The following is a 24,666-nucleotide window of genomic DNA, read 5'->3' as shown; positions in this document are numbered from 1 at the left end:
CACCCTGGTGTCAGGCATAGCCTGACTCTATGGGAAGTGTGGGTTCATCAATCGCCTATGCGAAGCGCCCCGCCCCGCGCGACGTGCTTGAACTGCTCAAGCCGATCACGTGGTTTCCACCGATGTGGGCCTTCATGTGCGGCGTCGTTTCATCAGGCGTCGGGCTGGATGGACGCTGGCTATTCCTGTTCGCGGGCATACTGCTGACCGGTCCGCTGGTCTGCGGCACCAGTCAAGCGGTCAACGATTGGTACGATCGGCACGTCGATGCCATCAACCAGCCCGAACGGCCGATTCCGTCGGGCCGGATCGCGGGCAACTGGGGCTGGCGAATCGCGGTGCTGGGCACCCTGCTTTCGGCCCTGGTGGCCTGGCTGGTCGGGCCCTGGGTCTTTGCCGCGACCCTGCTGGGCCTGGCCTGTGCATGGGCCTATAGCGCCCCGCCCCTTCGCCTCAAGACCAGCGGCTGGATTGGACCGGCAACTGTCGCGCTCAGCTATGAGGGGCTAACCTGGTTCACCGGCGCCAGTGTGATGGCCGGAAACCTGCCGCGCCCGGAAATTCTGATCGTGCTGCTGTTATACAGCATCGGCGCGCACGGGATCATGACCCTGAACGATTTCAAGGCCGTGGTGGGCGACACGGCCACCGGCGTCCGCTCGCTACCGGTAATCCTGGGTGTGGGTCCGGCGGCGCGCCTGGCCTGTCTGGTCATGGCGCTGTGCCAGGCGGCCGTGGTCGCCTTGCTGATGCGGTGGGGACTTATCATCGCGGCCGGGCTGGTTGCGCTGCTGCTGCTGGCCCAGATTGCGCTGATGCCGCGGCTCATCCGCAACCCGGCAAGGCTCGCCCCTTGGTATGCAGCGCGCGGGGTGACGCTTTATGTCCTTGGCATGTTGGCTGCGGCGCTGGGCCTGGGAGGATACCTCTGATGACCGCCGGCAAGCAGCATGAGGGATTCGGCTGGCTGCAGATTCTGCGGCTCGGGCTGGTTCAGGCCTCAATCGGCGCGATCGTGATGATTGCCACGTCCATGCTCAACCGAATCATGGTGGTCGAATATGGCCTGGCTGCGGCGATCCCTGCGGGCCTGGTCGCCTGGCACTATGTCGTCCAGCTTTCGCGCCCGCTTTGGGGTTTGGGATCGGACCGCGGTGGGCAGCGAAGCGCCTGGATCATGCTCGGGATGTCCCTGCTCGGCCTTGGCACGCTGATCGCCGTCAACGCCGTATTCCTTGTCCCCGGCCACCGCCCGGTTGCCCTGGCAATCGCCTTCCTTGGCTTTACCATGATCGGCGCGGGGGTCGGCGCAGCCGGCACTTCGCAGCTGGCGCTGCTGGCCTCGGGGGTAGCCCCGGCGAGACGGGCAGCAGCAGCTGCAACGACCTGGATCATGATGGTGGCCGGGATTATCGTCGCCGCCGCCAGTGCCGGTGCCTTGCTTGATCCGTTCTCGCCGCAACGCCTCGCGCTGGTTGCCAGTGGCGTCATTCTTTCTGCCCTGGTCGTAACGGCCTTGGCCCTGTTCCGGCTTGAGCCGGCCGAGCGCAACCAGTTGAATGCCGCCGAGACTGACGATGCCCCGACCATGCGCGAAGCGCTGGACGAGATCGGCAATGAACCGGCAGCCCGCCACTTCACACTGTTCATCTTCGTGTCGATGCTGGCCTATTCGATGCAGGACCTGATCCTCGAGCCGTTCGCCGGGTTGGTTTTCGCGATGTCTCCGGGTCAGTCGACCCAGCTGTCCGGCATGCAGCATGGCGGCGTGCTGACTGGCATGATCGTGGCGGGGATTGGCGGCAGTGCCTTTCGCAGCCGCTTGCCGGGAGAGCTGCGCAGCTGGATCACGCTTGGCTGCCTGGGATCGGCACTGGCGCTGGCTGCCCTGGCGATCGGCGCGGCATCTGGCCCCGGTTGGCCGCTGGTTCCCAACGTCTTCGCGCTCGGATTCTTCAACGGCGTATTTGCCGTCGCCGCAATCGGGGCAATGATGGGCCTGGCGGGAGCGGGCGAACGGACCCGAGAGGGTGTCCGGATGGGCGTGTGGGGCGCCGCCCAGGCGATCGCATTTGGCATGGGTGGTTTGGTTGGAGCGCTCGGCGTCGATTTCGCGCGGCGCGGACTGGGCCATGATGCGGCAGCATTCCAGCTGATCTTCTCGATCGAGGGCGGCCTGTTTGTGGCGGCGGCCTGGCTGGCATTCAAAGTTTCGCGGCCCGAACCGGCGGCGCGAGTGGAGGCAATGGGATCATGAGCGAAGCACTTTACGATGTGGTCGTGATCGGCGGTGGGCCCTCTGGGGCAACGGCCGCCTGCGATCTGGCCGAGGCCGGCTACAAGGTGCTGCTGCTGGACCGGGCGGGGCGGATCAAGCCCTGCGGCGGCGCGGTTCCGCCGCGCCTGATGGAGGATTTCGCGATCCCGCAAGGCTTGCTGGTCGCCCGCGCCCGGGCCGCGCGGATGATCGCGCCGTCAGGCCGGATGGTCGACATGCCAGTGGGTGAAACCGGCTATGTTGGCATGGTCGACCGCGATGTCTTTGACGAATGGCTGCGCGAACGCGCTGCCAGCGCCGGCGCCGAACGGCGCAAGGGCACCTTTGAGGCGATCGAACGCGATGATCGCACTGGCCCGCTTGTGGCCTACCGCGACGAACGCGGCGGGGAATTGCAGCGGGTCCGCGCGCGGCTGGTAATCGGGGCCGATGGCGCGCGCTCGGCTGTGGCGCGGCAGGAGATCCCCGGCGCCGGGCGCAACCCCTGCGTCTTTGCCTATCACGAAGTGATCCGCGCACCGCTGGCGACGGCCAAGGGGTTTGATGGCGATCGCTGCGATGTTTTCTACCAGGGCAAGCTTTCGCCTGATTTCTATGCCTGGGTGTTCCCGCATGGCGATACGGCCAGCATCGGTGTGGGCAGCGCCAACAAGGGCTTCTCGCTGCGCGGTGCGGTGCAGCACATGCGCGGCGATCTGGACCTGGCCGGGTGCCAGACGATCCGCCGCGAAGGCGCACCGATCCCGCTCAAGCCGCTGAAGCGCTGGGATAACGGGCGCGATGTACTGGTGGCGGGCGATGCCGCCGGGGTGGTTGCCCCGGCCTCGGGCGAAGGGATCTATTACGCCATGACCTGCGGCCGGATCGCCGCGCAGACCGCCGGTGCATTTCTGGTAAGCGAAAAGCCGGCCGTGCTGCGGATGGCCCGCAAGGAGTTCATGCGTCAGCACCGCCGGGTGTTCTGGATCCTGGGGATGATGCAGTACTTCTGGTACTCAAGCGACAAACGCCGCGAACGCTTTGTCGAAATGTGCGCCGACCGCGATGTCCAGCAGTTGACCTGGCAAGCCTATATGAACAAGCGCCTGGTCCGTGCAAAACCGCTAGCGCACTTGCGGATTTTCCTGAAGGATACCGCCCATCTGCTGGGGTTGAGGCCGTTGATGCAATGAAGACAAGCTGGATTATGCCGATCGCCGTGGCGCTGCTGGCAGCGCTGGGCGTGGCCGCTATCGGGGGAACGATCACGGATCTGGGACCATGGTACGAAAGCCTGGCCAAGCCAGACTGGACTCCGCCCCGCCCGGTCTTCCCGATTGCCTGGACGCTGATCTTCATGCTGGCTGCGGTTTCCGGCGTAACCGCCTGGTCCGCCGCGCCCAAGGCCCGCGATGCCGATACCGTGATCGGGCTGTTTTCGCTCAACGGGTTTCTCAACATCACCTGGAGCCTGATCTTCTTCCACCTGCAGCGGCCCGACTGGGCGTTTTACGAGCTCTTGCTGCTGTGGCTCTCGATCCTGGCGCTGATTGTCTATTGCGGCCGTCTGTCAAAGCTCTCGGCGGCTTTGCTGCTCCCCTATCTGGTCTGGGTTACCATTGCCGGTGCGCTGAACTGGGAAGTCGTCCGGCTTAACGCGCCATTCGGTTGACCAGCATGATGGAGCAATTGTTCGCCAGCGGTCACGCGGTCGATATCGTCCTGGCCGTGCTGGCGATCGAAGCGATCTGGCTATACCGCCGGAACTGGGCCGTGCGTGATATCATCACCACGCTGGGGCCGGCAGTGCTGATCCTGCTTGGCACCCGCGCCGCGCTGACCGGCGCTTCCTGGATCTGGGTCTCGCTGCCGTTGGCCGCATCCTTCCCGCTGCACCTGGCCGACCTTGCGCGGCAGACAAAAAAAGCCGGGACCGGTCGATGACCAGCCCCGGCTAAGCGGCACCACCGAGCCGGTATGGCTCGGCTTAAGGCGCCGCGGGGGGAGAGCTGGCTGCGGCTGCCGTGGTGGCAATCGGCTTGGCAGCAGCGGGCTTCCACAGCGCGGGATAGTCCTTCGCCATAGGGTACCCACCCAGCGGCTTGTTCTGACCGCGGTGGCAGGTAGCGCAATTGGCCTTGAACGGATCGCCCATTGTGCCCTTGCGATTGGCCGGGAAGACCGGCGCCAGGGGCGAGATGTAATCGTGGTTGATCGATCGCGCCATGTTCAGGCCATGCCAGGCCGTGACCCGCTGCTTGTTGCTGCTGGACCAGGACTGGAACGATTGGGCGTTGTGACAGGTCGTGCAGTTGACCCCGAGCGACTTCGAGATGTGCATCATCATCGCATAGGTCTTTTCCGCTTCCATCGTCCTGGTCTTGTTAGGACCGGGATGCATGGTCGTGGAGTTGACCCGGGCTGGCTTGGTATCGTTACCGCCCAGCAGGTACATCGCCACGGCATCATTCGGCAGCGACGAATAGGCCGAAGCCGCGACCGGATCATTCTGGCCGTTCTTCTTGCGGATCACGCCCTTGTGTTCGGGGACGTTCGGCATGGTCCAGTGCTCGGTCGGCACGGCCTGGCCGCGGTGGCAGGTCCAACAGGTCACGCCGGTCTTGCCGACGTGGTTAGACCAGCCGCCGTTGATGTCGCGCGTCATCTGCAACATCTTGCGGGCGACGACCTTGGTATAGATCTCGTCCGAAGCCATGTTGGCCGGGTTGTGGCAGTAATTACAGCCTTCCTTCGGAGCCACCCAGGCGGTGATTGCCGCCATGGTATAGTTGAACTGCTCATCCGAGACATCACCCAGCACCTGCACGTTTTTATAGATCGTGGCAGCGCGCGGACCTTCGGTCCCGGGCGGCGTATAGGGCGGTGGCGGCGCCTCATTGGCTTTCAGCGCCGCCTTGGTCGCGGCCGTGACCGCGATCGTATCCATCCCGGTTCCGCGATAGCCGTTCTGCGACGACTCTTTGGGGCCGAGCTCACAACCGCCGAGCAGCAGCGGCAGCGCCGCCGTGCATGCGAGAACGATCAGGCGCCTCATTGTCCGACACTCCCCGTCGCTGCGGGATCGACGACCCCGGTGGTGGGATAGGCCGGAGCGAATTGGTGCTCCTGCGCCCACAGATACCAGTTATCGACCACAGTGCCGGTCAACAGGATCCCGATCCCGCCAGTCAGCGTGGTCAGCACCGCAAACCACCAGGCCCAGCGGTGGATCGATTCCATCGTGGCGTTAAAGCCCATGGTCCAGCGCCAGAACAGCGCTGCGCGTTCCGACGCCGTGCCGCGATCGGTGATCTGCTCGATCTCGCGCTCGCCGCCATAGCGGCCGACAGCCAGGATGGTCGCCCCGTGCATCGCGAAGAGCAGGGTTGAACCATAGAGGAAGGCGATCGAAAGCGCGTGGAACGGATTGTAGAACAGGTTACCATAGCGGATCGAGAAAGCCGCGGTCCAATCAAGGTGCGGGAAGATGCCGAAGGGCACGCTTTCCGCCCAGCTGCCCATGAAGAACGGGCGGATGAAGCCCAGCACCAGGAACAGCCAGATCGCCGAAAGGAAGGCCCAGGCAACGTGCGTGCCCATGCCCAGCGCGCGGGCGCGGCGATAGGTGCGGACCCACCACAGCAGGATCGAGATCGTCAGGCAGAAGCCGGCAAGGATCCACCAGCCGCCCTCGGCGAGCGGAACGAAAGGCGTGAAGCCATATTGCGGCCCCGGCGGCTCAAGCGCGAGCCAGGGCAGCTGCCGCACGAACTGGATCGGGTCCCAGCCGACCGAAGCCAGCATGTTTAGCCCGACGATTTCGAACCAGACGAAGCCGAAGATCAGCGAGAAGATCCCAGTCCAACCCAGATAGACTGGGCCGATCTGCGCCTGGCCGATCCGGCCAAGCAGGTGGACAAAGGCGGTGTCACGCAGCCGCGGCTCGTCGCCGGCCGGCAGGGGGACGCCCATTTCAGGGGCAGAACGGAGCTGTACCTGGGTGAATATGTTTTGATAGCTAGCCATCGTCGGTTCCCCCTCAAGACCAGATCGGCAAGTTGAGCCACCAGGTCCACCATTCCGGCCAGCCCTTGGTCCACAGCGGGCCGCTGATGACTATGCACACCGCGCTCCAGAAGCCGGCGTTGAGCGCCAGCAGCAGGCCGAGCCGGTGAATGCCCAGCGTGCCGATCGAATAGCCGATCAGATCGCGGAAGAAGGTGTCTTCGTATTCGGGGCTCTTCACGTCCTGGCCCTTGGGCGGATTGACCGCCGAGAGCACCAGCGATCCGTGCAGGGCCAGGGCGAAGGTCGTCGTGAAGAAGAACGACACCGCCAGCATGTGCGCCGGATTGTAGTGGAAGTGCAGGTATTGGTACCCAGTGTTGGAAACCCAGTCGAGGTGACTGAAGATCCCGTAGGGGAAGCCAAAGTGCCAGCCGCCCAACAGGACCGGGCGGATTACCACCAGGGTGAAGTAGGCGAATATCGCAAAGCCGAAGGCAACCGGGACGTGATAGCCCATGCCCAGCTTGCGGCAGATTTCAACCTCGCGCAGCGCCCAGGATACGAATGATATCAGGGCGCAAACCGTGATGACCTGCCAGAAGCCGCCCTCCTTGAGGGGCGCAAAGCCCAGGCCGTACTTGAGGTCCGGCGGGGCAATTGAGATCAGCCACGGGTTCCAGGTTGGTCCCTGGGACGCGGCATAGAGGATCAGCGCGGTCCCCAGCGATGCGAAGATCGCAGTGACGACGCCAAAGAAGCCGACGTAGAACGGACCGACCCAGAAGTCGAAGAGATCGCCTCCAAGAAGGGTGCCGCCGCGTACGCGATATTTTCGCTCGAAACTTAAGAGCGCCATAGCTCTATCCTCCCCCGCTGGATGCCAGCGGGTTGCTGCTGTCCAACCTTGAACCTGGGGAGGCGGCGGCCTTTAGAGCCCGCCGCCTCTCGCACGATTCACCGTCAGGGTGTTGCCGGTGCCGCGGCGGCTGCTGCGGCGCGACCTTGCGCCGAGTTGGGGCCGTCGAGCCAGTTGAAGGTATCCGTGCTGAGCAGGATGAAGTGAATCACCAGCGCCAGTACGAAAAGGAATGCGAAAAGCGCGACAAGCGCCCTGCGCGGATCAAAAATCAGCCACATTCTCCACATGGTGATGTTCCTTTTTGAAGTTGATCAAGTCCTCGGCGCTGGATGCCCCGAAGACGCGATTATCGGCTCAGAGCCAGGGCTTCCACATCCACACGAGGATGTGTGCAACCACTGCAACGGCGGTGAAGCCGATGAAGCTGCTCATGAACAGTTTGTGGAATTCCTTCGCTTCCTCCGGGGTGAGGTACGTCCTCAGCCCGAGACGATCATCAGGATCACTCATAGCCCTGTCTCCAGTTCTGCTTGGTGTTGTGCGAGAGGCGGTCGTGCCTCCCTTGGTATCCGCACCGGCGGGCTCCGTCGGTGGGGATGGGGTTGGCCCGGCAGGCGGGCGATCTTGTTGCGGCGGCTCATGCTCCGGCTCCTGCAAGCAGGGCATCGGCCAGCCGTTCGGCGGTGACGCGGTCTTCGCCGGCCTGGCGCGCGGCGCGTTCGGCCGCATCTCGGAGGCGCTTGGCAGCGGAAATGCGGATCAGCACTGGCTGGGCTTCGACCAGTTGATCAAGCTTGGCCTTGGCATCCTCGTCCCAGGCAAGCTCGCGCCGCGCCGGCGTCGGATCGACCTGATCGAGCTGGGTGCCGAGCGGCAGGATATGGAACAGCGCATCGAACAGCGCGTTGCACACTTCCTGGATCAGATAGGTCGCGCCTGAGTAACCCATGAAGGGCGTGCCGGTATGGCGGCGGATCGCGGCGCCCGGGAAGCTGGCCGGGATATAGACCCCGCGCGCGCCGCATTCGGCCATGTACATCCGCTCGTTGTAGCTGCCGAATACCACCAGCGGCGGATTGGCCTGGATTGCGGCACGCACGGCGGCATTGTCTGGCTTCACGCCAGCGCTGCGGGCAAAGCCGAAGCTGCAGGGCAGGCCCATGTCCTCTTCAAGGAACTTGCGGATGCCGCGCGCATAGGTTTCGTTGGCGACGATGCCGAAGCTGGCCGTGCCGAAGAAATCCTGCGTGACCGAGCGCCACAGATCCCACAACGGCTTGATCGTCGTGTGCTTTTCGCGGGTGATGAAGGGTTCCGGATCCAGCCCCAGTTCCGCTGCCAGCGCGCGCAAGAACAGCGTGGTGCTTTCAAGGCCAATCGGCGCCTGGAAGTAAGGCCGCTCCATCAGCTCGCACAGGTTGCGGCCGTATTCACGGTAGAGGCAGACATTGGCCTGGGCATCGGCCAGCCGCCGCACGTCGGCGAGGTGGCTGCCGAGCGGGAAGACCATGCCAACCTCGGCGCCGATCCCTTCGATCAGGCGGCGGATCTCGGCGAGGTCACTCGCCATGTTGAACATGCCGTAGGCTGGGCCGATGATATTGACCTTCGGCCGCTCGCCTTCTTTGACCGGCTTGCGTTCCGGCACGGCCTTGGGTCCGAATTCGGTCCACAGCCACGACAGCGCGCGGTCGGCGCTCTGCCATTGATCCTCGTCGATCGTGCGCGGCAGGAAACGTTTGATATTGGTGCCCTCGGGCGTCACCCCGCCGCCGATCATCTCGGCAATCGACCCGGTAACAACCACGGCTGGCAGGTCCGGATCGAGCGTCTTCCAGGCGCGCTTCATCGCGCCTTCGGTGCCGGTCTTGCCCAGTTCCTCTTCGCCCAGGCCAGTCACCACGATCGGCAGTTCATGCGGCGGCAGGCCGTCGGTGTAGTGGAGCACGCTGGTTACCGGCAGGTTCTCGCAGCCCACCGGCCCGTCGATGACGACCTGCAGCCCCTTCACCGCAGTGAAGACATAGACCGCGCCCCAATAGCCGCCGGCCCGATCGTGATCGAGGATCAGGCTCATGTGCCGACCGCCTCGGCCGCCTTGCGGGCCGCTTCGTTGAGCGCTGCGTACTTCTTCTTGAACTGTGGGCGATCCTGCGGGGTGTCTTCCCACACTCCTGCAGCATGGCCGGTGCCGACGCCTTCAAAGAACGCGCTCATCCGGTCCATCCGGCCCTTGTTGGCGATCGCGCCATTGACTACCTGGGCCAGGCTGCCCGCTCCGGCCGGGCCCATCAGCGGACGGGCCGAGATCAGGTTGGTGAAGTAGAGCGCGGGTATCGCCTTCTGCTTGGCGTATTGGACCACTGGGGTCGTGCCGATCGCCAGATCGGGGCCGAATTCTTCAATTGCGGCGATATCCTGTTCCAGGCTGGCGCGGTAATTGATCCGCACGCCCTTCGCTTCCAACCATTCGCGGTCGGGATCAGACCAGCGCGTGCGCGGCAGGGCCGTGCCGACATAGGGCACTTCGGCGCCGCTCTCGATCAGCAGGCGGGCGACCAGCAGTTCCGAGCCTTCATAGCCCGAAACGGTAATCCGGCCCTTGATCGGCATGGCCGCGAGCGCACCGCGCACCGCGCCGACGAACATGTTCTTGGCCTGGTCGATCTTGGTCTGAGCAATCCCGCAGGATGCGCCGATCGCATCGAGCCAGGCAGCCGTACCATCTGCGCCGACCGGAGCCGAACCGATGACCGAGCGCCCCGCAGCTTCGAATTCGCGCACACTGGCGGTGTAGAACGGATGGATCGCCGCAACCGCCGCGCAATCAAGCGCGGAATAGAGTTCACGCCATTCGCGGGTTGGCACGACCGGGCCGGCGGCCAGGCCGAGCGGCTCCAGCATCTGTCCGATCATCACTGGATCGACCGGGAACATCTCACCCAGCAGGGTGATGGTCGGGCGATCAGGCCGGCTTTGCGGGCGCGCGACCGGGCCCTGCGCAGCTTCCTCACGGGCATAGGCCAGCATGGCGCCGGCCAGTACGTCCTTGGCCTCGGCATGGGTCGGTATGCCGAAGCCGGGAACGTCGATCCCGACAATCCGCACGCCGTTGATCTGCTTCTTCAGCAGGCGCAGCGGCACGCCGCTGGCGGTGGGGACACAAAGGTTGGTGACGATGATTGCATCGTACAGCGCCGGATCGGCCAGATCCTCAACCGCTTCCTTGATGTCTTCGAACAGCTTGCCGGTAACCAGCGTTTCCGAACTGAACGGAACATAGCCGACCGTCCGCCGCGCGCCGTAGAAGTGCGAAGTGAAAGTCAGCCCATAGACGCAGCAGGCCGAACCGGAAAGGACCGTGGCGGTGCGCCGCATTCTGAGGCCCACACGTAGCGAGCCAAAGGCCGGGCACATGCTCTGCGGCTGGTCATGTGGACCAGCGGGGTAATCGGCGGCATAGCGATCCAGCACTTCGCTCTTGCCGGCCTTGCGGGCGGCTTCGCGCATGGTGTCACCGCTGGCACAGGCACCCCCCTCGGCTGCGCCAAGGTCGAGCGTATCAGGCTCGCGCACGGGGGTGCCCAGATCGGTCATCCCTCAAGCCTCGTCATAGATCACCTCAAGGCTGGGCTTGGCTTCGAAGCTGCCGCCGCGCATGTCGGCCTGGGTGGCCGGGACCAGCTGGACGTTGCCGCCGGTCTCTTCGGGCGAGAACAGGCCGAGCAGGCCGTCCTGCTCCAGCGGGCGGGGCTGCTGCGGCGGGGCTGCGGCGACATTGGCAGCGAGCTGTTCGAACAGCGAACCCCATTGTCCGCCAGGGGTGCCGATGATCTGGTAATTGGCCGATTTGCGGCGGATATCCTCGTTGGCCGGGATCGCCGTCAGCACCGGAATGCCGACCGCGTCGGCAAAGGCATGTGCCTCGCCGGTGCCATCGTCCTTGTTGATGATCATGCCGGCCACGCCGACATTGCCGCCCATCTTGCGGAAGTATTCGACTGCCTTGCAGACGTTGTTGGCAACGTAGAGCGATTGCAGGTCGTTCGAGCCGACGACGATCACCTTCTGGCACATGTCGCGGGCAATCGGCAGGCCGAAGCCGCCGCAGACGACGTCGCCCAGGAAATCGAGCAGAACATAGTCAAAGCCCCAGTCATGGAAGCCCAACTTTTCCAGCAGTTCGAAGCCGTGGATGATCCCGCGCCCACCGCAGCCGCGGCCAACCTCGGGCCCGCCCAGTTCCATCGCGAAGACGCCGTCGCGCTGGAAGCAAACGTCCTCGATCGACACTTCCTCGCCCGCCAGTTTCTTGCGGGCGCTGGTTTCGATGATGGTCGGGCAGCTCTTGCCGCCGAACAGCAGGCTGGTGGTGTCGCTTTTGGGATCGCAACCGATCAGCAGCACCCGCTTGCCCTGCTGGGCCATCATGTAGCTGAGGTTGGACAGGGCAAAGCTCTTGCCCGAGCCGCCCTTGCCATAGATCGCGATGATCTGGGTTTCCTTGCGGACTTCGCCAGTGTGGACCGGATCGGGCTCCATCCCGGCTTCGAGGCGCAGCGCAATATCGGTATCGAGCATCGTCATGCGATCTCTCTCCAGTCCAGGACCATCTTGAGGCATTCGGAATCGAGCAGAGCGGCCGGATAGGCCTGCTCTGCCTCGGCAGCTGGCCGGACGTCGGAAACGAGACCCGAAAGGTCGAGCGCACCGGATTCGATCATCGCCCGGCTTGAAGCGAGGTCTTCGGGCACCCATTCGGCGGCAACCCGCAGCCGTGCCTCGGTCATGAAGGCCGGGGCAAAGGCAAAGTTGATGCGGTTGGCATAGAACCCGGCCAGGACGATCTCGCCGCCCTTGGCCAGTTTGCCGATCAGCGTGTCGATCCCGTCGGAAAAGCCGCTGACATCGTAGATCGAGCGGTAATCGCGCCGGCTATCGTCCTTGGGGGCGATCACGTCATAGCCCAGCGCGCCCTGGCGGCGGCATTCCTTATTGTCCCACACCACCGGGGGCGGCGCGCCGGCGGCAATGGTCAGCCGCGCCAGCAGCCGGCCGAGGACGCCGTGGCCAACGATCAGATCGGGCGGATTGCCTCCGGCAAGCGCGTGATGGGCGGTTGCAGCGAGGGCAAACAGGATGCCGCGTTCACCCAGCGACTCGGCAATCGGGAAGGCGCGGGCTGAGGGGACGACCAGACGCCTGGCCGATCCGCCAAACAGGCCGCGTGCTTCGGTATAGCAATTGGCGCCGGGCACGAAGACCCAGTCCCCGATCCGCCCCTGCACTTGCGCACCGGCATCGATCACGCGGCCAACCGTTTCGTAACCTGGCACGAGCGGATAGCCCATGCCCGGGAAACGCGGCATTTCCCCGGTCCAGAGCAACTTTTCGGTGCCGCTGCTGATCCCGCTCCAATGGGCTTCGATTACCAGATCGGATGGACCCGGCGGAGTCAGTTCGAGACTGCGTAGCGCAGTGCGCCGCGGTGCTTCGACAATGATCGCCAGTGCTTCCATCCCGCAGGTCCAGCCCCTTGTTTCTGGATGACCCGGCGCTGGGTGCAGAATGCACTCCGGCGCAACAGCACAATAGGCCTATGACCCTTAGTGTCAATCCTACGTGACACTTTTAACTGTCAGGTGTTGGCGACAATGAGGGAAGTGACGACGGGCAGTCCGGTCGGTACCGATCGCCAGCCTGAAAAGCCCGCCTGCCGCAGCAATGCGCCAATCTCATCGGGGCGGCGCGGGCGGCCGCTGCGCATGGCCCACAGGTAAAGTCCGAAATAGGCATCGCCCATCCGCTCCCCGCCCCGCACACCAGCCATCGGTTCCGCCACCAGCAAGTGTCCTTCCGGTGGCAGGGCTGCGCGAATCGCCCGCAGCAGCGCCAGCGCCCGATCATCATCGTGATCGTGGAGAATCCGGACCAGTGAGATCCACTGGTAGCCCGCCGGAAGGGAGTCCTTGAAGAAGTCCCCCGGGTGGCGGGCAAGAGCCTGACCGGCCGCGTCGGTCCCGATCTGTGCAACCACTTCAGGTAGGTCAAACACACCGAGTCGCAGACCGGGATAGCTTTCACGCACCTTGCCGGCGAAGACAGCCCGCCCGCCGCCGACATCGAGCAGCGCCTCGCAGCGATCGAAAACGCCGCTTGCAAGTACCTGATCGGCAACCATTTCCTGCGATTGCGCCATCAGTGCACTGTATTCGCCGGCATCGACGCCCTGCGTGCCATAGGCCCAGAAGCTTGAGAGCGCCGTCGGCTTCGCGCGATCGTCGCGCAGCAGCGCCAGCGGTTCGGCCAGATCGGCGTAAAGCAGCCGGTGGTGACGGATCATGGCCTGCGCGCCTGCATTCGCCCGGAGGGCCGCCCCCTGCTCGCCCAGCATCCAGCCCGCTTCGCCCAACGCTTCGACCAACCCCAGCGCTGCCGCTGCCCGCAACAGGCGCTCCATCGCCGGCAAGCCGAGCTGGCCGGTCTGCGCCAGTTCGGCGGTTGAGGCCGGGTCATCCCCAAGCTGCTCCAGCAATCCAGCCTCGACCACGGCTTGAAGCACCTGGCTGTAAACAAAGCCCGCCACCAGATCGAACAGCATGGCCGAGCGGCGCCGCGCCACCGGGCGCAGCAGCGGGCTGCGTGCCGCCAGCTGCTGAAAGCGCTGGCTGCCGATCACGCGATTGCGCAAGGCGATCCAGCGCCGCTTCAGCTCCACCGCAAGAGGCAGAGATTTGCCAGGAGCAAAAGGTTCCATGTGTCCAAAAGAGTGGACATGGTATATGTAAAGGTCAAATGCATTCGATGGGAGGGCCGATGGCAGGCCGAGTCGTTATCGTCGGAGCCGGAATGGGCGGGCTGGCCAGTGCGGTCCGGCTGGCTGCGGCTGGCTACGGCGTGACGGTGGTCGACAAGCTGACGGAAGTCGGCGGCAAGGCCCGCCAGATCGCTGTCGATGGGCGCGCGATTGATGCCGGCCCGACGGTCTTCACCCTGCGCGACGTGTTTGACGAACTGTTCGCCCTCGCCGGCCGCCAGCTCGACGATTACGTTTCGGTCCGCCAGGCTTCGGTCCTGGCCCGCCATGCCTGGGGTCCGGAAGCCCAGCTCGACCTCTATGCCGATCCGCTGCGCAGTGAAGCAGCGATCGGTGACTTTGCGGGCGCAGCCGCAGCGCGCGGCTACCGCGCCTTCCGCACCGAGGCGGCGCGGATCTATGGCGTTCTGGAGAACAGCATGCTGCGCGCCGGCAAGGTTTCCTGGCCGGGCCCGCTGATGTGGCGGATCGGGTTGTCGCGGATGGGGGATCTGCTGGCGATCCGCCCCTATGAAAGCCTGTGGAAGGTGCTGGGTGAGCATTTTGCCGACCAGCGGCTGCGCCAGCTCTTTGCCCGCTATTCGACCTATTGCGGCTCTTCCCCCTTCGCCACTCCGGCCACGCTGATGCTGATTGCCCATGTCGAGGCCCAGGGCGTCTGGCTGATCGATGGCGGGATGACTGCCCTGGCCAACGCCCTGCAACGGATTGCCGAAGAACAGGGCGCACGATTCCGCCTGGGCCATGCGGTTGAGCGAATCGAGATTACGGGCGGACGGGCCAGCGGCGTGATCCTGGCCAATGGTGAGCGGATCGGGGCCGAAGCGGTGATCGTCAATGCCGATCCGGCGGCCCTGGGCGACGGGGCCTTCGGGGCCGACGCCGCGCGGGCCGTACCGCGCGTAAAGGTGCGTAGCCGGTCGCTTTCGGCGCTTGTCTGGCTGGCCCATGCCCGCACTTCTGGTGCGCCACTCGCCCGGCATAATGTGTTCTTTTCGCGCGATTACCCCCGCGAATTTGCCGAACTTGCTGGGGGCGGACCGCCAGCTGACCCCAGTGTCTATGTCTGCGCGCAGGACCGCGATGGCGGCTTTGCCAGCAGCAACGGGCGCGAACGGTTGCAAGTGATCGTCAACGCGCCGGCCAATGGCGACAGCCACGCCTATACCACCGAGGAGAGAGAGCGATGCACCATGGCCATGAGGCGCAGTCTCGCCCGCTGCGGGCTGGAGCTGGAGGATCCGCTGCCGCATACGCTACTGACGCCGAACGACTTCGCGGCGCTTTTGCCCTCGACCGGCGGAGCGATCTATGGACGGGCCTCGCACGGCTGGGCGGCGTCCTTCCTCCGGCAGGGGACGCGGACGCGGATCCCTGGGCTTTACTGCGCGGGTGGAAGCACCCATCCGGGAGCAGGCGTCCCGATGGCCGCCTTGTCCGGGCGCCTGGCAGCGATGCAGACAGCGCGCGACCTCGCTTCGATGCGGCAATTCCACCCGGCGGCTATGCCTGGTGGTATGTCGATGCGATCAGCGACGACGGAAAGCACGGGCTGACCATCATCGCCTTCCTGGGCAGCGTCTTTTCGCCCTATTACAAGCAAAGTGGCCGGGGCGATCCGCTCAACCATTCGGCGCTCAACGTCGCGCTCTATGGTCCCGGCGCACGCTGGACGATGACCGAGCGCGGCCATGCAGCGGTGCGGCGCGATTCCGACAACCTCGAGATCGGCGCCAGCGCGGTCCGCTGGACCGGCAATGCGCTGGAGATCGAGATCGAGGAGCGTGACAAGCGGCTGGGCGTGCCCTGGCAGCGCCGTGTCTGCGGCAAGGTTCGGGTGATCCCCGAGGCGCTCAACCCCACGGCCTTTGCGCTTGATCCGGCGGGCAGACACCGCTGGCACTGCCTGGCGCCGCGCGCCCGGGTTGAAGTGCAGATGGACCAGCCATGTCTGCGCTGGAGCGGCGCTGGCTATCTCGATTCCAACTTCGGCAGCGAGGCGCTGGAAGATGGGTTCCGCGTCTGGCACTGGTCGCGCGCCCACACCCGGCGCGGCAGCGCAGTCTGTTACGAGGGCATCCGCCGCGATGGCGCCGCCTTTGCCAGCACCCTGCGCTTTGGCGCCGATGGCACGCCCGAGCAGGAAGAGCTGCCGTTGGTCGCGCCGCTGCCCAACACGGTCTGGCAAATGGAGCGCAAGACCCGCGCCGACCATGGCCACGCCGGCGTGATCAAGACCTGGGAGGACGGGCCGTTCTATGCCCGCTCAAGGCTTCATTCGCGGCTGTTCGGTGAAGAGGTGGTCGCAGTGCAGGAAAGCCTGGATCTGGACCGGCTGATTTCACCGGTTGTCCAGTTCATGCTGCCCTACCGGATGCCCCGCATCGCCTGACCTCTTTGCCTTTTCCGCCTTGTCGCGGGCAATCTCGCGATTGACCGACCACAGCTGGTAAAAGCCGAAGCCCAGCGCGATCACCGCGGTGAACACGATTTCGACCCAGCCAAAGTGCTCGGAAAAATCGCCCATCGTCAGCCTCCTGCCGCCTGCCGCGCAGCGAAATCGATGATCAGTCTGGTCGCGCGCTGCGGCTCCTGTTCGTGCGCGAGATGGCCCAGCCCTTCAAGCAGTTCGAGCTCACAGCGCGGCAGCAGCGCGGCGGCAGCGCGAACCGAGTCGAGCGGGATTGCGTTGTCGCGCGTGCCATGCGCCAGCAGCACCGGCAGGTCCATCGCCGGCAGCTGGCCCTTCAGCCCTTCCAGATCCCAGCTCGCCATCATCGCCAGGGCCCCAGCGCAATGCTCGCTGTTGCCAAGCAGCACCTCGTAACACCGCAGTCCCGCCGGATTGATCCGCGAGTTGGTCGCGCGGACCAGGAACCGCTCGGTTTCTCCGCTGCCCCGTGCCATCCGGGCGAAGATCGAGGGAACGAAGGGGTTGACGAACAAGACCTTGGCCAGCGCAGGGAACAGGCGGGCGGCAAGGCCCGGAAAGGGCATCAACGCCGGGCTAAACCCCACCACCGGCACCCGGATCGATTGCGCCAGCGAAAGCGCAATGGCCGCACCGGCAGAATGGCCCACGATCAACGCCGGTTCGATCCCCAACGCCGCCAGCAGCTCGCCCGTCGCTGCGGCAATGTTCGGCAGGCTTGGCCCATGCGGCAGCCGCCCGGCGGTAAACCCGTGGCCCGGGAGATCGGGAGCGATCACGGTAAACCGCTCAGCCAGCGGGGCGATCACGTCGCGCCAGCTGTGCGTCGAGGCGCCGGTACCGTGCAGCAACAGGATAGCGGGGCCCGATCCCGCTTGCTGCACATGCCAGCGCAGCCTTCCCGCCGTGACGAACCGGCTGGCGTCCCGGTTGGGCCAGGCAAGGCCCTCACGATCCCAACGTAGCGCGGCCACCGGCTCAGGTCCCGACGCGGGCCAGTTCGACCGCGCGGCGCATGGCCGCGCCATCGGCCATCGGCATCGGCAGGTAGCGGGCGTGCAGTGATCGGGCCAGCGCTTCGGCCTCGGGTCGGGGTCGGGGGGCGATATCCAGTACCAGCGCCGGATGGCCGGTGGCGGCCATGCCTCGCGCGGCGGCTTCCGCATCCTCGCGCGCCCGGGCGCGTCCCGGGCTGCCATCAGCGGCCACATTAGCGCTGCCATCGGTCAGAAACACGATCAGGGGGGTCGAACCGCGCGCGGCGACCGCATCCGCCACGGCCCGTGCCGCCGCGATCCCGGCGGCCAGCGGCGTACCGCCGCCGCCCGGCATGCTGGCAAGCGCATTCTGGGCGCGGGTCAGTGAGCGGGTCGGGGGAAGCAGTACCTGCGCGGCGCTATCCCGAAAGGCAATCAGCGCCACCTCGCTGCGGGTGACATAGGCCTGGGCCAGCATCAGTTCGACCGCGCCCTTGGCTTCCGCCAGCCGCGCCATCGCCGCCGAGCCAGAGGCATCGACGCAGAACACGGTCACCGCCGCCGCGCGGTTCTCAAACCGGCGGACCCGCAGATCGGACTTGCGCACTAGCATGCCTTCCGGCGCGCGTTCCCCGGCTTCGCGTCGGCGCAGGGCCTGCCAGGGCACCGCAGCGCGCAAGGTATCGATCAAGGCCAGCCGCACTCCGCCGCGCGGCATCCCCGGGCGCGCGGCCAAGGGCTTGCCGCGCAGCTTCGATTTGGCCCTTTGCCCGCCGCCGCTGCCTTTGCTGCCGCGCCGCGCCGCACCCTGCGCCAGCCGTGCCAGCAGATCTGGCGGGATCGCCGCCAATGCTGCGTCGATGATCCGCTCGGTCAGGGGTTGCGAGCTGCCCTGCTCGTCACTGTTAGGGTTCTCGGCTTGGTCGCTCGACTGCCCCGCCGGCTCTTCCTGCGGTTCCTCGACGGGGGGCGGCATCCGGGTGGCGCGCGGCGCAAGCACCAGTCGCGCCGCAATCTGTAGATCATTTTCTGCAACCAGGCGGCGCCCCTGCAAAGCGGCGTGAGCCCTCGCCGCTGCCTGGGCGAACAGCAGCACCCGGGTCGAGTCTATGCCAAGAACTGCGGCAGTTTCAGCCAGGGCGGCCAGCGCGCTGTCATCAAGCGGCGCAACCGCTGCCAGCGTCAGCCGATCTGCCGGAAAGGTCGATTCATCTGGCCGAGCGAAGCCAAGATCCGCCAGGAAGGCAACCCGATCAGCCAAAGCGGGAGAAGGCATCTCATCCGGGCCCTGGCCATCGTCCAGCAGGACCAGACCGAAGGGCCGCGCTCCGCTGTCACGCGCCTGGGCCAGACGTCCAGCAATCGCCGCCGGCAGCCGCTCGGCCATTGGCACCAGCAGCACCCCGCCGGACACCTCGTCCAGTAGGCCCGGCTGCGGAATGGTTCGCCCTGCGGCAAGGCTTGCGGCCAGATCTATTCCGCCAAGCAGCCGGTCGTCGTCGACATGGGCGGGAAGCCGCCTGACCATCGCGGTAGCAGCCAGGCGTTCGATCAGCGTGTCGCGGGCCGGCCCCGGGCCGCGCAGCACCAGGCCGCCCAGCTGGCGGGGTGCGATCAGGAACAATTCCAGGGCAAGCGCAGCATCGGCAAACACCGTGTCCGCGCCCTGGTTCATCCGAACAGCTCGGCAATCGCGCGTTCGATGCGGACAGTCGATCCGGTTTCATCAAGGATGTCGCGCCGCAAACGGTGCCGCAAGGCCATCGGCGCGACTTCGAGCGCGTGCTCGCGCCGTACCGCTTTGGCGCCTTTGAGGGCCGCGACGGCGCGAGCGGCGCGCATCAGGGTCAATTCCCCGCGCAGTCCATCCGCGCCGACCGCCTGACACAGCGCCGAAATGTCAGCCATCACCGCATCAGGAACCACCAGACCGGCGCGCAGTTTCTGCCCCCGGGCGATCTGGCGCAGCACCTTGGCTTCCTCGTCTTGCCAGGCCGCCGCAAACCCTTCCGGATCGGCTTCCTGCGCAGCGCAGCGGCGCATGATCTCGATCCGTTGCTCAAGCGCGTTGGGCGTGCGCACCTCAACCGACAGGCCGAAGCGATCGAGCAATTGCGGCCGCAGCTCCCCCTCTTCCGGGTTGCCGCTGCCGATCAGCACGAACTGGGCGCGGTGGCGGACCGACAGTCCTTCGCGCTCGACGATGTTCTGACCCGAAGCCGCCACATCAAGCAGCAGGTCGACGAGGTGATCCTCGAGCAGATTGATCTCGTCGATGTAAAGAAATCCGCGATGGGCTTTGGCCAGCAGCCCCGGCTCAAACGCCTTCTCCCCAGCCCGCAGCGCCCGCTCAAGATCCAGTGCGCCCAGCACCCGGTCTTCGGTCGCCCCCAGTGGCAGGTCGACGAAGGGCACGGCTACCTTGACGCTGCGATTGGAATGGCACGGATCCGGACAGCTGCCCGCCTCTTCCGGGCGGCAGTAATAGCGGCACCCATCGGCCACCGCGATCGGAGGAAGCAGCGCGGCGAGCGCGCGCGCGGCAGTGGATTTGCCGGTCCCGCGATCGCCGAAGACCATGACCCCGCCGATCGCCGGATCAATCGCCGCGATCAGCAGCGCCAGCTTCATCTCGTCCTGTGCGACGATCGCCGAGAAAGGAAACCTGGCCATGTGTAAACTATACTGGACGCATCAGCCTGTCAGAACAAGCTACTTCTCGACACCGCTGCCAAACAGACGCCGCTTCGCGAAGGCCATGGCAATCCAGACCAACAGCACCACCGGGACAACCAGCAGGGCCAGGATCGTGCTCGCCTCGAAGCTGTGGGTTGCCTTGGCAACGCCATCAAGCACCAGCTTGATTAGCCCGAGCAGATAGTAGCTGAGCGCCACGACCGACAAGCCTTCGACCAGTTGCTGCAAGCGGACCTGCATCGAAATGCTGCGCTCCATTGAGCTCAGCAGTTCACCGTTCTGGTTTTCGATCCGCGTATCGATGCGGGCCCGCAGCAATGAGGACAGCTGCTCGGCCCGCACCGCCAGTTCCCCCAGCCGGTCCATGCTGGCGGTGCAGGTGTTCATCGCCGGCCGGAAGCGCCGCTGCGTAAAATCGTCGAGCGAGGAAAAGCCTTCGATCGGGCGTGGGCGCAGTTGCTCCAGCCGCTCTTCCACCAGCTGGGCATAGGCCTTCGAAGCATCCATCCGGAAACGCATGGCAGTTGAAAGGCTGGCCAGCTCAAGCGAGAGATCGGACAGCGAATCCAGCAGCTGGTCGTCGGTTTCCTGGTCCTTGGCAACCCGGTCAGCCAGATCGCGCAGACTGCTTTCGGCAGCGTTGAGCCGGGGCCAAGATTCGCGCGCCAGTGGCAGGCCCAGCAGCGCCCGGTTGCGATAGTTGCCCAGCTCCTGCAGCTGCTGGAGTGTCCGGGTGAGATCGCTGGGATGGGTTCCGTTGGCGGCAACCACCAGCCGCCCAAAGCCATCGTCCTTGATCCGGAAATCGGACCACATCCGCATCGTGCCGTTCCCGATGTGGCTGGAAACAAGCTCGTCTCGCTCCCAGGCCACGCCCTGCATGGCCCGTTCGGCGGCGGCGTCATCGGTGGTCAGCAGGATCCGGGTGCAGCGGACAATCTCGCCTGGCAGCGAATTGGCCCAGGCCAGCGCCGCGGCAACCCGCTCGTCCGCCGCCAGATCGCCAAAACCCTGCCCGGCTTCGCCGCCCACGAACAGGGTCAGGCTGGTGCCTTCGCTGTGCCGCTCCCACGAGAAACGCAGATCGGGCCCCAGCGCTCCGTCAAGATGCGTCGGGTTCTGGACGGTATCGGAAGCCGCCGCCTTCGCCTTGATCGCCGCCAATTCCTCTGCGCGATCGGCATCGGCAACCATGACAACCCACTGGATGATCGTGCTAGGGCTCTCGACGATCGGCCACCGCCGCAGATGCATCTCTGCCACGGCTTTTCTTCGAAGTTCGTGATCGCGCATAGCACCTTCGCCGCTGGCTTATGCAGCAACTATGCCGCGAGTCGCGCGCAAACGCCATGACCATCGTGGCGAGGCGCATCGGCATGCAGTAAATGGTGCCCAGAAGAGGACTAACATTCCGCCTTTCAAAGCACTGAAAAACGGTTCGGAATCACGCCCCTTGTGTCTCTGTGTGTACTTCTCGGGTGACCTTCATGCCCCCAAAAAAGCCCCCAAGGCAAGCGCGCTATGTTAGCACTGCTGCCAACTCCCAACTGGGTTCGGTAGCTGCCACTAGTATCCGGTTGGCGTCGGCTGCCTAAGCTCGGTCCGCAAACGCTCTGGGATCAGGTACATCCAACCCTCTTCGCCAGCCGGTGCCGGTAGAGGTTCAGCTCCGATCGACCGCCTGTAAAGTCGTATAAGAGCTCTTTGCCTCCTAGCCTGCGAAATGGCGTTCTCTGCGGTGACCTTTCCTTCGTACTCCAGCGGATAGGCTTTCAGGAGCAGCAGGGCCCGCTTGGGAGCGAGCTTCAACAGCGCGCCACATGCAGCTTGAAAGCGCTCACGACTCGCGTCTGTGGGAGCAACCCATGCTCGTTCGAGCTCAAGTACCGTTCCAAGCTCGGTAATTTCGAACAGGTTGTCCCAGTAGCCACCGAGGACCGCAGCAAGCTCCGCGAGAGACGCAGAGATCTGGTCGAAATGATCGAATAGCTCCTCGGAATCAACGTACTCATCAATGTGGTACTCGTTCATACGGAAGCTGCCGACATGCTTGCCGCCGTCTACAAGCTTAGCTGAGTACTGCCGCTGTCGGATTAACATGCGGTCAGCATCGAGCCACTTCCACCTCGACTGGTGGACGAATAGATCGACCTCGCTGCCGCTGGAAGTGAGCCGCTTGCGCTTCGGAAACGACGGCGGCGGACTGTCACCGAAGACCTGATCCACCTCGTCGATTGTCCGTCGGATACGCTGCGGCGGCGGTGACGCACGGGTGTTCATAATGATGGAGTTCTCAACCGAGCTTCAGCTATCCGACATCGCCGTCAAACCAGGTTACCCTGATCATCAATGTCATCGAGGTCAAAGGCCTTGATCTCGATGGACCGCGAAACAAGCGCAGTCCATTTGCTCTGCTGGACACTCCCTGCAAGGTAGGCTCGCTTGATCACGTGGTAGGGGTTCAAGAAGATCGCGTATGACAGCTCACCCAGCGGCCCAGGCTGAACGTCGATGAAGCCCAGCTCCTGAAGGCGCTTAACACGATCCTTCCAGGTCCGCACAGCTCTCTGGCCGGAGAAGCCTGCATGAAAAGCCATCTCCTCCGGTCGGTTCAAGGCCAAAAAGCCCTCATCCCGAAGTCTGGACCAGAGTTCAAAGTAGGTCATGCCGACGGGAAAACCCTTCCCCGAGAGATCGTCCATGATGCCCATCATTATAGGCATGACGCGAGGCACCATCGCAAAGCCCTGTACATCCGCCCCGCCCCACATCATTTTCTCGGTGATGCTGGGCCACAAGGTGGCGCGCAACTGAAGTTGACGCTCAAGGACTGGGTTCTTCTTCTTACTCATGACTTGTCCCTTGGAGATGGCCACCTCAATGCAGCGCAGACAATGTGGGCGGGCCCGGATTTGGAGTCCGAGCCCTTCGACGATCTCGCACTTACACCGCGAAGAAAAGCGCTTGAGCGGCTACGCTGGGGGTGGAAGCCAGCTGCTCGCTTGATCTCGTCGATGTTGCAGTACTAGGAGCTTCTCCGCGCAAACTCAAACGCAAACGCACGCTATCTTGGCCTGAAAGCGTCACGTTACCGACAAAGTCGTTGAGTAGCTGTGACACATATGTGCGGACTTAGTTACCGAGATGGCATATATCGACCTACGAGATTGCCGCAAACCCAGAGATACTGCGCTGTGCAGATCACTACATGGGTATCGCGGTGTCATAGTATCGACGGTTTCGCGGTATCGTCGGTCTCACGGTATGGGGGATTGCCAAGGGGGCACCCCTCTCGACCGCCGTACAGAAAAAAGCAGGTAAGCTGACACGCCGTCAAGATCTCAGAGCGCGATAGACGCTGGCCCTTCCTATCCCCAGCTGCTTTGCAATGTCGGTGGCACCGATACCCGCTCGTGCTAGCTCCTTGACCCGCTCGCCTTCGATGGACTTCGGACGACCCTTGTAGACGCCCCTCGACTTAGCCTTCTCGATGCCGTCGCGCTGACGTTCGCCGCGGATGTCGGCTTCGAACTCGGCGAAGGACGCGAGAATATTGAGCAGGAGCTTGCCGTCTGAGCGCGTGGTATCGATTGCTCCCTGCTGGAGACATTGGAAGGTGACGCTCTTAGCGGCGAGCTGGTCGACGATCTGGCGCAGATCCATGATCGAGCGGGCGAGCCGGTCGAGCCTGGTGACCACCAAGGTATCGCCCTCGCGGACGAACCCGAGGGCATCATGAAGGGCTACACGGTCCTTGGTGCTGGTCCCGCTCTTCTTCTCGGCGAAGACACGTTCGCAGCCAGCAGACCGCAGCAGTTCTTCCTGGACCTCGAGGCTCTGCCCGACCGAACTCACCCTCGCATATCCGACCAACATTGCTCCGGACTCCGTATCACTTGGATCTAGACCTTGATGCATATCTGTATCATAATCTTAAAGTCAACCCTATTGATACAGTATTGGGCGTAATGGCGAGACGTATCGCCAGGGTATACTCCATTGAGACATGGACGTTTGCGTTCAAAGCATTATCGAGAGACAATGACTGACAATTCAGATCTAGACGATCTCGCCAATCGCTTCTTTCAACTCTTTAGCCGTGCGGAGGGAGCTCTGAAGGCTTCTGGCCGGTTGAAGATGGGGAAGAACAATCCGGAAGCCGATTGGGGAACCTATGGAGCTGAGATAGACGGCAGCCTCGAAGCCGCTATGTACGAGGACGCCGAGCTCAAGGCTGCAATCGACTACTATATCGACAGCCCACCCCTCAAGCAGGTCCTCAAAGCTGGTGAGACAGTGTTCGAGAAGAGACCACTTACATCAACCACGAAGACTGGGGAGCTACTCCTCTACGTCTGCAGAGTACGGAATAACTTGTTTCATGGAGCGAAGTTCAACGGACACTGGTTTGACCCTGAGAGAAGTCGGGTACTTTTGAACCATGGGATTGTGATCATTTCTCGAAGCATTGAGCTATCCGACGACGTAAGAAGTTGTTTTGAGGCGCCCCCACCGGGGGGAGGATAAACCTGATCGCCTACGTCACCCTGCTTCAGATTTTTGCAGCAAAAGTAACCGGCTTGAAAGCTGTGTCGGGCGCTCGAGGATATCCACCTCGAA

General features: G+C 64.2%; 26 protein-coding genes. 8 read left to right on the top strand and 18 right to left on the bottom strand.

From position 1 onward, the window contains the following. The first annotated feature begins 29 nt into the window (after positions 1-29). Genes chlG through FRF71_RS09185 form a run of 5 tightly spaced genes read left to right on the top strand, consistent with a single transcriptional unit; the run spans position 30 to position 4,201 of the window. Positions 30-932, top strand: a complete 903-nt coding sequence (chlG, locus tag FRF71_RS09205; RefSeq protein ID WP_147090376.1) for a chlorophyll synthase ChlG — start codon at positions 30-32, stop codon at positions 930-932. Continuing rightward, on the top strand, positions 932-2,257 hold the full coding sequence (locus FRF71_RS09200) for a BCD family MFS transporter (protein WP_147090375.1): 1,326 nt from the start codon (positions 932-934) through the stop codon (positions 2,255-2,257). Before chlG ends, FRF71_RS09200 begins: the two co-directional genes overlap by 1 nt. Then, complete coding sequence (locus tag FRF71_RS09195) at positions 2,254-3,450, top strand: geranylgeranyl diphosphate reductase (protein ID WP_147090374.1); 1,197 nt, start codon at positions 2,254-2,256, stop codon at positions 3,448-3,450. The genes FRF71_RS09200 and FRF71_RS09195 overlap by 4 nt, the downstream gene beginning before the upstream one ends. Next, positions 3,447-3,929: a TspO/MBR family protein gene (locus tag FRF71_RS09190; RefSeq protein WP_147090373.1), complete on the top strand. Its 483-nt coding sequence runs from the start codon at positions 3,447-3,449 to the stop codon at positions 3,927-3,929. Before FRF71_RS09195 ends, FRF71_RS09190 begins: the two co-directional genes overlap by 4 nt. Before the next feature lie 5 nt (positions 3,930-3,934). After that, complete coding sequence (locus FRF71_RS09185) at positions 3,935-4,201, top strand: hypothetical protein (RefSeq protein WP_147091602.1); 267 nt, start codon at positions 3,935-3,937, stop codon at positions 4,199-4,201. 43 nt (positions 4,202-4,244) lie between these two features. On the opposite strand, the gene pufC is transcribed toward FRF71_RS09185, so the two are convergent. The 10 genes from pufC to FRF71_RS09135 all read right to left on the bottom strand — a co-directional run bounded on the left by pufC (position 4,245) and on the right by FRF71_RS09135 (position 13,881). Further along, positions 4,245-5,312 carry a photosynthetic reaction center cytochrome PufC gene (gene pufC, locus FRF71_RS09180; protein WP_147090372.1) on the bottom strand — a complete coding sequence of 356 codons (1,068 nt, stop codon included), beginning with the start codon at positions 5,310-5,312 and terminating at the stop codon, positions 4,245-4,247. Then, entirely contained in the window at positions 5,309-6,283 is a 975-nt protein-coding gene (gene pufM, locus FRF71_RS09175) for a photosynthetic reaction center subunit M (RefSeq protein ID WP_147090371.1), read from the bottom strand. Before pufM ends, pufC begins: the two co-directional genes overlap by 4 nt. Positions 6,284-6,296: 13 nt before the next feature. Then, positions 6,297-7,121: a photosynthetic reaction center subunit L gene (gene pufL, locus FRF71_RS09170; RefSeq protein WP_147090370.1), complete on the bottom strand. Its 825-nt coding sequence runs from the start codon at positions 7,119-7,121 to the stop codon at positions 6,297-6,299. Between the two features lie 104 nt (positions 7,122-7,225). Beyond that, entirely contained in the window at positions 7,226-7,411 is a 186-nt protein-coding gene (pufA, locus tag FRF71_RS09165; protein ID WP_147090369.1) for a light-harvesting antenna LH1, alpha subunit, read from the bottom strand. 67 nt (positions 7,412-7,478) lie between these two features. Then, positions 7,479-7,634 (bottom strand): light-harvesting antenna LH1, beta subunit, encoded by a 156-nt coding sequence (gene pufB, locus FRF71_RS09160; protein WP_147090368.1) that lies wholly within the window; start codon positions 7,632-7,634, stop codon positions 7,479-7,481. 127 nt (positions 7,635-7,761) lie between these two features. Then, positions 7,762-9,201, bottom strand: a complete 1,440-nt coding sequence (bchZ, locus tag FRF71_RS09155; protein WP_147090367.1) for a chlorophyllide a reductase subunit Z — start codon at positions 9,199-9,201, stop codon at positions 7,762-7,764. Further along, positions 9,198-10,721 (bottom strand): chlorophyllide a reductase subunit Y, encoded by a 1,524-nt coding sequence (bchY, locus tag FRF71_RS09150; RefSeq protein ID WP_147090366.1) that lies wholly within the window; start codon positions 10,719-10,721, stop codon positions 9,198-9,200. Before bchY ends, bchZ begins: the two co-directional genes overlap by 4 nt. 3 nt (positions 10,722-10,724) lie before the next feature. Continuing rightward, a complete protein-coding gene (locus tag FRF71_RS09145; RefSeq protein ID WP_147090365.1) occupies positions 10,725-11,711 on the bottom strand; it encodes a chlorophyllide a reductase iron protein subunit X in 987 nt (328 codons plus the stop codon). Next, on the bottom strand, positions 11,708-12,643 hold the full coding sequence (gene bchC / locus FRF71_RS09140) for a chlorophyll synthesis pathway protein BchC (RefSeq protein WP_147090364.1): 936 nt from the start codon (positions 12,641-12,643) through the stop codon (positions 11,708-11,710). The genes FRF71_RS09145 and bchC overlap by 4 nt, the downstream gene beginning before the upstream one ends. 119 nt (positions 12,644-12,762) lie before the next feature. Beyond that, positions 12,763-13,881, bottom strand: coding sequence for a methyltransferase (locus FRF71_RS09135; protein ID WP_147090363.1), 1,119 nt, complete (start codon positions 13,879-13,881; stop codon positions 12,763-12,765). 59 nt (positions 13,882-13,940) lie between these two features. On the opposite strand from FRF71_RS09135, the gene crtD reads away from it, so the two are divergent. Continuing rightward, positions 13,941-15,497 carry a 1-hydroxycarotenoid 3,4-desaturase CrtD gene (gene crtD, locus FRF71_RS09130; RefSeq protein ID WP_147090362.1) on the top strand — a complete coding sequence of 519 codons (1,557 nt, stop codon included), beginning with the start codon at positions 13,941-13,943 and terminating at the stop codon, positions 15,495-15,497. A gap of 119 nt (positions 15,498-15,616) precedes the next feature. Beyond that, on the top strand, positions 15,617-16,333 hold the full coding sequence (locus tag FRF71_RS09125; protein WP_147090361.1) for a hydroxyneurosporene dehydrogenase: 717 nt from the start codon (positions 15,617-15,619) through the stop codon (positions 16,331-16,333). Here FRF71_RS09125 and FRF71_RS09120 read toward each other — a convergent pair. The 8 genes from FRF71_RS09120 to FRF71_RS09085 form a co-directional block, all read right to left on the bottom strand. Beyond that, complete coding sequence (locus FRF71_RS09120; RefSeq protein WP_147090360.1) at positions 16,283-16,468, bottom strand: hypothetical protein; 186 nt, start codon at positions 16,466-16,468, stop codon at positions 16,283-16,285. The genes FRF71_RS09125 and FRF71_RS09120 overlap by 51 nt on opposite strands. Positions 16,469-16,470: 2 nt before the next feature. Next, the gene (gene bchO, locus FRF71_RS09115) at positions 16,471-17,346 is read right to left on the bottom strand and encodes an alpha/beta fold hydrolase BchO (RefSeq protein WP_147090359.1); all 876 of its coding nucleotides are present in this window, start codon (positions 17,344-17,346) and stop codon (positions 16,471-16,473) included. Positions 17,347-17,350: 4 nt separating this feature from the next. Further along, entirely contained in the window at positions 17,351-19,024 is a 1,674-nt protein-coding gene (locus FRF71_RS09110) for a magnesium chelatase subunit D (protein WP_147090358.1), read from the bottom strand. Continuing rightward, the gene (locus FRF71_RS09105) at positions 19,021-20,022 is read right to left on the bottom strand and encodes a magnesium chelatase ATPase subunit I (RefSeq protein WP_147090357.1); all 1,002 of its coding nucleotides are present in this window, start codon (positions 20,020-20,022) and stop codon (positions 19,021-19,023) included. Before FRF71_RS09105 ends, FRF71_RS09110 begins: the two co-directional genes overlap by 4 nt. A gap of 39 nt (positions 20,023-20,061) precedes the next feature. Continuing rightward, positions 20,062-21,339 (bottom strand): DUF3422 domain-containing protein, encoded by a 1,278-nt coding sequence (locus FRF71_RS09100; protein ID WP_147090356.1) that lies wholly within the window; start codon positions 21,337-21,339, stop codon positions 20,062-20,064. Positions 21,340-21,612: 273 nt separating this feature from the next. After that, positions 21,613-22,326, bottom strand: a complete 714-nt coding sequence (locus tag FRF71_RS09095; RefSeq protein WP_147090355.1) for a hypothetical protein — start codon at positions 22,324-22,326, stop codon at positions 21,613-21,615. A gap of 44 nt (positions 22,327-22,370) precedes the next feature. Beyond that, positions 22,371-22,898, bottom strand: coding sequence for a hypothetical protein (locus FRF71_RS09090; RefSeq protein ID WP_192899999.1), 528 nt, complete (start codon positions 22,896-22,898; stop codon positions 22,371-22,373). Positions 22,899-23,379: 481 nt separating this feature from the next. After that, complete coding sequence (locus FRF71_RS09085) at positions 23,380-23,922, bottom strand: recombinase family protein (RefSeq protein ID WP_147090354.1); 543 nt, start codon at positions 23,920-23,922, stop codon at positions 23,380-23,382. A 165-nt stretch (positions 23,923-24,087) separates the two neighbouring features. Here FRF71_RS09085 and FRF71_RS09080 point away from each other — a divergent pair, with 165 nt between their 5' ends. Further along, positions 24,088-24,573 carry a hypothetical protein gene (locus tag FRF71_RS09080; RefSeq protein WP_147090353.1) on the top strand — a complete coding sequence of 162 codons (486 nt, stop codon included), beginning with the start codon at positions 24,088-24,090 and terminating at the stop codon, positions 24,571-24,573. The last annotated feature ends 93 nt before the right edge of the window (positions 24,574-24,666 follow it).

It is taken from the genome of Novosphingobium ginsenosidimutans (assembly GCF_007954425.1).
In the GTDB taxonomy this organism is placed as follows: domain Bacteria; phylum Pseudomonadota; class Alphaproteobacteria; order Sphingomonadales; family Sphingomonadaceae; genus Novosphingobium; species Novosphingobium ginsenosidimutans.
This window is presented reverse-complemented; position numbering and strand designations above follow the sequence as displayed.